The organism is Rapidithrix thailandica, assembly GCF_039710355.1.
GTDB classification, from domain to species: Bacteria; Bacteroidota; Bacteroidia; order Cytophagales; family Flammeovirgaceae; genus Rapidithrix; species Rapidithrix thailandica.
This window is the reverse complement of sequence record NZ_JBDKWZ010000037.1, coordinates 1-6,974: the sequence shown is the minus strand read 5'-3', so window position 1 is coordinate 6,974 and position 6,974 is coordinate 1. Positions and strand designations below refer to the sequence as shown.

The window sequence follows — 6,974 nt, the reverse complement described above, 5'->3', positions numbered from 1 at the left end:
TATTGTTATGGTAGGCAGCTCTACAGTAACTATCACAGAATTTCTTGTCCTGTCTGCCTTTCAGCGTCTTACCACATTGTAAGCAGGTTTCCATTCGATTATAATGATGATCTTACACTTGTAAACGTTTCATTATACGTATATTATACGAATAGATACCTGTATTATACATTACGAATCTTTCCAAACAGTATCATTGTAGAAGGCATATAATCATTTATCAACTTTCATATCAAAAATGAGAAAGATTATATTACAACATGAACAGGTGAAGGGACAAAGGGTAATCAAGATTTGTTTTGACATGGACAACTCTGTACTGGTCTCTTGTGCCAAGAAACTAATGCACCGTAAATGGAATACAGATGATGGTTTTTTATATGTACCTAATACCAAGGCCCATCTTAAAAATATTTTTAATACCTTTAAGGGAACAGCTTGGGTAGAAGCTGAAGATTTTTTAAATAACAGACCAAAGTTTAAAAAAAGGAAGATAAATGAAGGCGAAGTGATAGGCAATGGTAGTCAGCATAAGAAAACGCAAGCACGTACCTACCAAATTACCAAACCTTGTCCTGAGATATATATCGATAAACTAAAAATACTCAATTATAGTTATCAGACTTTAAAGACGTATAAAGCAATGTTTATTGATTACATTAATTACTACCCTAATATTCGCCCAGAAGAACTTACTAAACAGCAAATAAACAATTATATCATCTATTTGGTAAGAGAAAGAAATGTAACTGTACCTTATCAGAATCAGGCCATTAATTCCATTAATCACTCCATGACGGATTCTACTACGAAAAAGTACTAGGAAGAGAAAAAGAAACCTATTATATAGAACGTCCTGAAAAACCTTTTACTTTACCAACAGTTTTAAGTGAAGAAGAAGTTAGTAGGCTTTTTAGGGTGATAGAAAATGTAAAGCATCGTTGTATACTCTATATGCTCTATGCAGGTGGACTACGTATTTCAGAATTAATCAATCTGAAGATTACAGACATTCAATCTGAAAGGAGCCTTATACTAGTCAGGAATGGTAAAGGAGGGAAGGACAGGACTACCCTACTATCAAAAAAAATGTTGACATTACTCAGAGAATACTATCGAATGTATCGACCAGAGTATTGGTTATTTGAAAGTCCAAATCGGAAAAACTACAGTGCTAGCAGTATTAGAAAAGTAATGAAAAGAGCTTTAAAGCGTACAAAAATAACCAAGCAAGCCAGTCCTCATACCTTACGTCATAGTTTTGCTGCACACTTGTTAGAAAGGGGCACTGATTTGAGATATATACAAAATCTCATGGGGCATGGATCTTCTAAGACCACAGAACGTTATACTCATATTACTAAAAAAGGTGTAGATGACATTGTGAGTCCACTGGATAATTTGGATATTTGAGATAAGAGAAATAACGCGCATGTGCGCGTTACACAAATGTTGTAAATAATTAGATTAAAATAATGGATATTGAACAGAGGAAGTGTGATGCATTTGAAGAAGCTCTTCGACTCATTCATAAATTTTTTCCAGAATCCAGAAGTGTATTTTCAAAAGAAAGAGGTATGGACATCTATAACTTCGTGGCTGCAATGAAATTTTGTGATTGTAAGTTGGATGTTTCATGTGATCCTTTTGGTATTCCATCCAAGCCAGATTTAGGGTTAAATAAAAAGGGAGGGTTTAATGGGGAATATGATATTATATTTGAACGCCTTTTAAATCATGCTAATTTTTTACCAAGTGGGAGGTGCGTTATTATCCCCGATACAATTAATGAAAATGCTTGGTCAAAACACCCTGTAATTCCTATAGTTTGTGATTGGAAAATGGCTGGACAAAGAATTAAAGAGTTAGAGTCAGGTGATTTATTTAGGGCTACAAGTTTTGATAGTTTATTCGTATTTGAAAGTGGAGAAGCTATGGGCGTTGACCATGATAATAGATTTTTCTGGGCAAAATCAAAGAAGCGTAAGTATAAAAAGTAAACTATTTACAACACAAACTAAACTCAAGCTTCGGGCGACACGACCTCAGCCAGTGTTTAGTAAAGCCGTTATCAATAATGAAATGGAGAAAAGAAAAAAAACTAGGAAACGGATAATATCATGGCTATTCATCCTTGCTTTCATGATTATTAACGCTTCTTTTTATCCAAATTTATGGAAATCACATTACTATAAATGGACTGATTTTGAACCAAATATTAAAGTCCACAGCGGTAATGAGTTAGGTGTAAAAAATTATCATGACCTTCATTCGTACTTCAAAAACGATAAGCCAACTCTAGTGTGGTTGAACACCACCAGCCGAGTTGATATCCTAGAAAAAGACTCTAGTTATATTAGACAGCTACAAAAACTAAATAACCTCAACATTGTCTTTACGGCACATGCTCTGGAAGAAAATGAAGACTTAAAGAATAAATGGTTTGTGGAAGTTAAAGAAAATGGATTTACAGGTGATTATGTAAGCTTGGACGATCATTTCAATGGATATCACGGATTATTTAAAACAGAAAAAATTGAAGGAGGCTCAAGAAGACATCGACCATATTATCTTTTAATTAACAAAGTAGGAACAATTACTGACACCATATATAATAGCTTTTCAGAAGAAGAAAAATTTTACAAAAAGCTGAAAGAAATTGATAACACGGTATATAGCAAATAGGGCGCTTGGTGGTTTACGAAAATTAAATGCTATTTACAAACACCGCCAAATCGTTGAATTGGCTTTTAAGAATGAATAAGTTAAAAACAAAATACAACGCTTTGGCTCAGTGCAAACTCGAAAGTTTATCGCTTTCTACTGCCCTACTTGCCATATACTAATCGTTGGGCGTCATTTAAGAAAAACTGAAAACAAAGGAAATTGAGTTGGATAAATAAAATATTTGGAACAAATAAGGTAGAGAAAATTCCAACTCGAAAAATTGACTATATCCAAATAACAAAGGATTGGAACGCTGACCCAGTTTCGCCTGAAATTGAATTAAAAGTGGACGGAATTGACTTGATAATGGATATTTATCTTAATCATTTTCAATTCGACAAATATCAAGAAGGAGATAAAGTCAAAATCCGATTTAAAAATGTTCGGAAAGTAGTTACTTTTCCTTTTGTTAGCTAAACCCTTCTTTTAGTGGCTTTTAAGCTGCTTTCTTTCTCTTATTTGTTACTGATTTACCTATTTTTTCGTATCTTTTGTTACTAATTTGTTGCTGCAAGGAACAAATCTTGTTGTTAGCAACAAATTTTCAATAACAGGGGGAGATTATGTTACATACTGATACATTCTGATACATCCAGATACGTACTGATACATTATCTCCCCCATCAAAGAAACGTTATGAGTAGTAACATTCGATTACCTAAGATTTGTCAACACTGTGGTCAGGAATTTATTGCCAAGACCACTGTCACCAAATACTGTGGTGATAACTGTGCTAAACGAGCGTACAAGAAACGCAAGCGGGATGAAAAGGTACAGAAAGTAGCTCCCCTTGTTATTCAAAAAGCCGAACACAATCAACACAAGGTTCAGAACAAAGATTTTCTGAGTATTGCCGAAACTTGCGAACTACTTGGAACCAGTAGAATGACCCTCTATCGGCAGATTAAGAATGGAACCATTAATGCAGGCAAAATCGGGAGGCGTACCATTATTAAGAGAACAGAAATCGAAAAACTGTTTCAATCATGAAGGTTACACTAAGAAAACGCAATCAAGGAGGCAAGACCAGCCTTTACCTGGACTACTACCTAAAGGTAAGCGCAAAGCTGAGTACCTGAAATTATACATTGAGCCGAACCCGAAAACCAAAGCTGAAAGGGAACTCAACAAGAAGACATTGCAGCTTGCAGAATCAATCCGAGCGAAACGCTTGATTGAAATTCAAAATGGAGTGTATGGCTTCCGAGACAATGAAAAGCTGAAAGGCAATTTCATAGAGTACATTCAACTTTTAATCAATAAACGACTCAACAGCAAAGGCAATCACGGGAATTGGGACAGTATGCTTAAACACCTGAAAGCCTACATTCCTTATGATAAGACCTTTGAAGAAATAGACCGACAGTTTGTAATGGGTTTCAAGGAATACCTTGACCATGATGCAAAGAAGTCAAGCGGTCAACCGCTTTCCCAAAACTCAAAGTACTCCTACTTCAATAAGCTGAGAGCTGCACTTAAACAAGTGGTAAAAGATGGTATTCTAGCAAGCAATCCAAGTGAAGGAGTTGAAGCCTTTAAACAAGGAGAACCTCAACGAGAGTTTCTCACATTAGAAGAGCTACAAGCTGCAGCACAAGCGGAATGTGAAATCCCACAACTCAAAACAGCATTCATATTCTCATGCCTGACTGGTTTACGCTGGTCAGATATTCAGAAACTCGTTTGGTCAGAAGTACAACACTCAAAAGAAAACGGCTACTATATCCGATTCAGGCAAAAGAAAACCAAGGGTGTAGAAACCCTCCCTATCTCAGAGCAAGCCTTCGGACTTTTAGGACATAGAACTGAACCAGAAGACAGGGTATTTGTGGGATTGAAGTATTCAGCATGGCACAACTTGAAATTACAACAATGGATGATGAAGGTGGGAATTTCCAAAACAATCACTTTCCATTGTGCCAGACACACCTACGCTACGTTACAACTTTCAGCAGGTACGGACATTTACACAGTATCCAAACTCTTAGGACATAAAGCACTGAAAACAACACAGGTCTATGCAAAAATTATAGATGAGAAAAAGAAAGAGGCAGCCAATAAAATTCAATTGAACTTATAAGTTGTTTCTTAGGTCTGAATAAACTTGAAAAAGAATACGATCAACCTCCGCCAAGTTTTGAAGGTGTTTTTCAAAATTCACACCCTATTCTTAAAAGAATGCTATACGGTTAAACCTACCACTACTTGATAAAGGTTATTTTAAATAAATACCAGATTACGGTAGTAAAAATGGAGGGAGTCTACATTCGCAAATCCTCAGATCATAGTATCATGCATTTGTATCGATAAAAAAATGAATTACGAAAATACAGTCGATTATTTTGGGTGTTAGGATATAAGGGTAAAATTGTGGCAATTTACGGTAAAAGTATCATTTCAAATTTTTATTATTTTTTTAACTATTGTAATTCAAGTATTTTGACAAATCCTTGATGATCAAGGATGACATTTGTTCAAATGTTCATTTCTAATTTTTAAATAAGTATGAAAATGGATGAAATATTAGAACGTCTCAAGATCATCGAAAAGCAAGTTTTAAATCAAAACCTAATTCTCAAAAAAGTACTGAACTTCAATGAGGCATGTCTATACTTGGAATTATCACAATCACACTTATACAAGTTGACAAGTTCGGGCAGTATTCCATATTATAAACCTAATGGTAAGAAACTCTATTTCAATCGTGTTGAACTAGACCAATGGTTGTTGCGAAACCGTAATGCCGTACAGGAGGAAATAGAACAACGGACTGCCAATTATCTAATGAAAAAAGGGAAGTTCATGTTATGATTAAATAAGGTTAACTTCTCTCTGGAGGGAGTTAATAAAGGTTATTTGTAACAAACAAAAACAAGTATGGTTTCGTCATGTATGGAAATTAAGATGTTAGGGGTAGGAGAGCCTATTCAATTTTTTTTGAGAGCTATTGCTGAGAATATCAAGTTAATGACTTGTTATTACCTGCTATTACGGTAGTATTTATAGAAAAGTCGAAATGAAAGATTTTACTGGCTTCATTTAAAAGCATAACTAACCGAAAAAAACAAACTCATAAAGTCGAAACCTGCAACATGTATATATAATTTGCTTCTATTTTATATACTAGTTGGAATAATACATCCTACTGGACATTGAGTGAAGTTTAGGGTTTTGAACTGATTTTACTTTTTCCAAGTATTGAGAGAGGTATTCCAGGAAAAGTACCATTTCGTGCACCCGTGGTACAAGAGTCCCATAGCCTTTCCTAAATGCCGGTTCATAGCCATAACCACTGGCTTTTTGATGCCTGATTTCGTTCATATACCAGATGCCTTCACACACGCATAACACATAGACCACCTCCATCAGAGCTAACATCAACCGTACTTTTTCGGGATTTCATCCCAATCCCTTCCAGGTCAAACCTATTGGATTTGAAATGAAAAAACATGCTTTCGATTTTACTACACAACCGATAGATCGCACATAACCTTGTGGCTTTCAGGTCAGGCTGGTTGGTGATTAATAACAGGAGCACATGTCGGTTTTTTTTAGCCGCTCCGGTCGCTAACAGGCGATAGGACTTCTTCCTGAGCACCACCTTGGTTCCCACTTTTTTCCCTTCGTTTAGCTCCCGAAGAGCAAACGGATCAAAAAATAAATCCTTTGCTCCTCCAACCAATTCAGCCAGGCTCTCTCTTGGTATTCTTGGTCAGCACGGTTTTTACCGCGATGCCTAACAATAGCTTCCATAAAACCTGTTGATGAAACAAGGTGTTAAAAAAAGCTGGTCAACCATTTATAATGACTCCTAAACAGGATCTGGCAATTGCCCAAAATCCCCCCCCGTTATGATGTTTGAGCTTGTTCAGGTTGATACTTTCTTTTAGCAAAATTAAATTCAACAACAAGCTTGTTCATTGCAAGTTACTATAGTTCATCTCTGGAACATATTCCTTAGCTTTGTCCAAAAGCTGGCGATAGATTTCTTCTTTTTGTGGCACAACTCAAAACTAAGAAATAGCCAGCTTTTTTGTAATGTCCAGTAGGATGGCCAATCATTTGGCTAAAATAGATAGGTTCTACCCTTTAAGTGGTGAAATTTATAAACAAGCCGTTCCAAAAAAACATTGGTGCGGTGCACTTTTAATTAACTCCATTCAATTATCTAACTGTAATCAATATGCTGAAAAATTTAAAATGTTGTGATAACTTTTTAGAAATAAAAAAGATAGCCCTCATATTGG

The 6,974-nt window shown here is 35.6% G+C and carries 9 protein-coding genes; 8 read left to right on the top strand and 1 reads right to left on the bottom strand.

Going from position 1 to position 6,974, the window contains the following annotated elements:
* Nucleotides 1–238 precede the first annotated feature (238 nt).
* The 8 genes from AAG747_RS29085 to AAG747_RS29050 all read left to right on the top strand — a co-directional run bounded on the left by AAG747_RS29085 (nt 239) and on the right by AAG747_RS29050 (nt 5,538).
* Entirely contained in the window at nt 239–823 is a 585-nt protein-coding gene (locus AAG747_RS29085) for a phage integrase N-terminal SAM-like domain-containing protein (RefSeq protein WP_346824785.1), read from the top strand.
* A gap of 95 nt (nt 824–918) precedes the next feature.
* The gene (locus tag AAG747_RS29080; RefSeq protein WP_346824784.1) at nt 919–1,413 is read left to right on the top strand and encodes a phage lytic cycle repressor MrpR family protein; all 495 of its coding nucleotides are present in this window, start codon (nt 919–921) and stop codon (nt 1,411–1,413) included.
* Nucleotides 1,414–1,475: 62 nt separating this feature from the next.
* Nucleotides 1,476–2,000 carry a hypothetical protein gene (locus AAG747_RS29075; protein ID WP_346824783.1) on the top strand — a complete coding sequence of 175 codons (525 nt, stop codon included), beginning with the start codon at nt 1,476–1,478 and terminating at the stop codon, nt 1,998–2,000.
* Nucleotides 1,948–2,685, top strand: coding sequence for a hypothetical protein (locus AAG747_RS29070; RefSeq protein ID WP_346824782.1), 738 nt, complete (start codon nt 1,948–1,950; stop codon nt 2,683–2,685). Before AAG747_RS29075 ends, AAG747_RS29070 begins: the two co-directional genes overlap by 53 nt.
* A 201-nt stretch (nt 2,686–2,886) precedes the next feature.
* On the top strand, nt 2,887–3,144 hold the full coding sequence (locus AAG747_RS29065; protein ID WP_346824781.1) for a hypothetical protein: 258 nt from the start codon (nt 2,887–2,889) through the stop codon (nt 3,142–3,144).
* A 219-nt stretch (nt 3,145–3,363) separates the two neighbouring features.
* A complete protein-coding gene (locus AAG747_RS29060; RefSeq protein WP_346824780.1) occupies nt 3,364–3,717 on the top strand; it encodes a helix-turn-helix domain-containing protein in 354 nt (117 codons plus the stop codon).
* Nucleotides 3,638–4,807, top strand: coding sequence for a phage integrase SAM-like domain-containing protein (locus AAG747_RS29055; protein WP_346824779.1), 1,170 nt, complete (start codon nt 3,638–3,640; stop codon nt 4,805–4,807). The genes AAG747_RS29060 and AAG747_RS29055 overlap by 80 nt, the downstream gene beginning before the upstream one ends.
* A gap of 431 nt (nt 4,808–5,238) precedes the next feature.
* Nucleotides 5,239–5,538 (top strand): helix-turn-helix domain-containing protein, encoded by a 300-nt coding sequence (locus AAG747_RS29050; RefSeq protein ID WP_346824778.1) that lies wholly within the window; start codon nt 5,239–5,241, stop codon nt 5,536–5,538.
* Nucleotides 5,539–5,850: 312 nt separating this feature from the next.
* Here AAG747_RS29050 and AAG747_RS29045 read toward each other — a convergent pair whose 3' ends face one another.
* Complete coding sequence (locus AAG747_RS29045; protein ID WP_346824777.1) at nt 5,851–6,105, bottom strand: hypothetical protein; 255 nt, start codon at nt 6,103–6,105, stop codon at nt 5,851–5,853.
* Between the last annotated feature and the right edge of the window lie 869 nt (nt 6,106–6,974).

Coding starts and splice junctions, on each gene's coding strand:
- AAG747_RS29085 (WP_346824785.1), top strand. CDS start 239: ATGAGAAAGATTATATTACAACATGAACAGGTGAAGGGACAAAGGGTA.
- AAG747_RS29075 (WP_346824783.1), top strand. CDS start 1,476: ATGGATATTGAACAGAGGAAGTGTGATGCATTTGAAGAAGCTCTTCGA.
- AAG747_RS29070 (WP_346824782.1), top strand. CDS start 1,948: ATGATAATAGATTTTTCTGGGCAAAATCAAAGAAGCGTAAGTATAAAA.
- AAG747_RS29060 (WP_346824780.1), top strand. CDS start 3,364: ATGAGTAGTAACATTCGATTACCTAAGATTTGTCAACACTGTGGTCAG.
- AAG747_RS29055 (WP_346824779.1), top strand. CDS start 3,638: ATGGAACCATTAATGCAGGCAAAATCGGGAGGCGTACCATTATTAAGA.
- AAG747_RS29050 (WP_346824778.1), top strand. CDS start 5,239: ATGGATGAAATATTAGAACGTCTCAAGATCATCGAAAAGCAAGTTTTA.
- AAG747_RS29045 (WP_346824777.1), bottom strand. CDS start 6,105: ATGTTAGCTCTGATGGAGGTGGTCTATGTGTTATGCGTGTGTGAAGGC.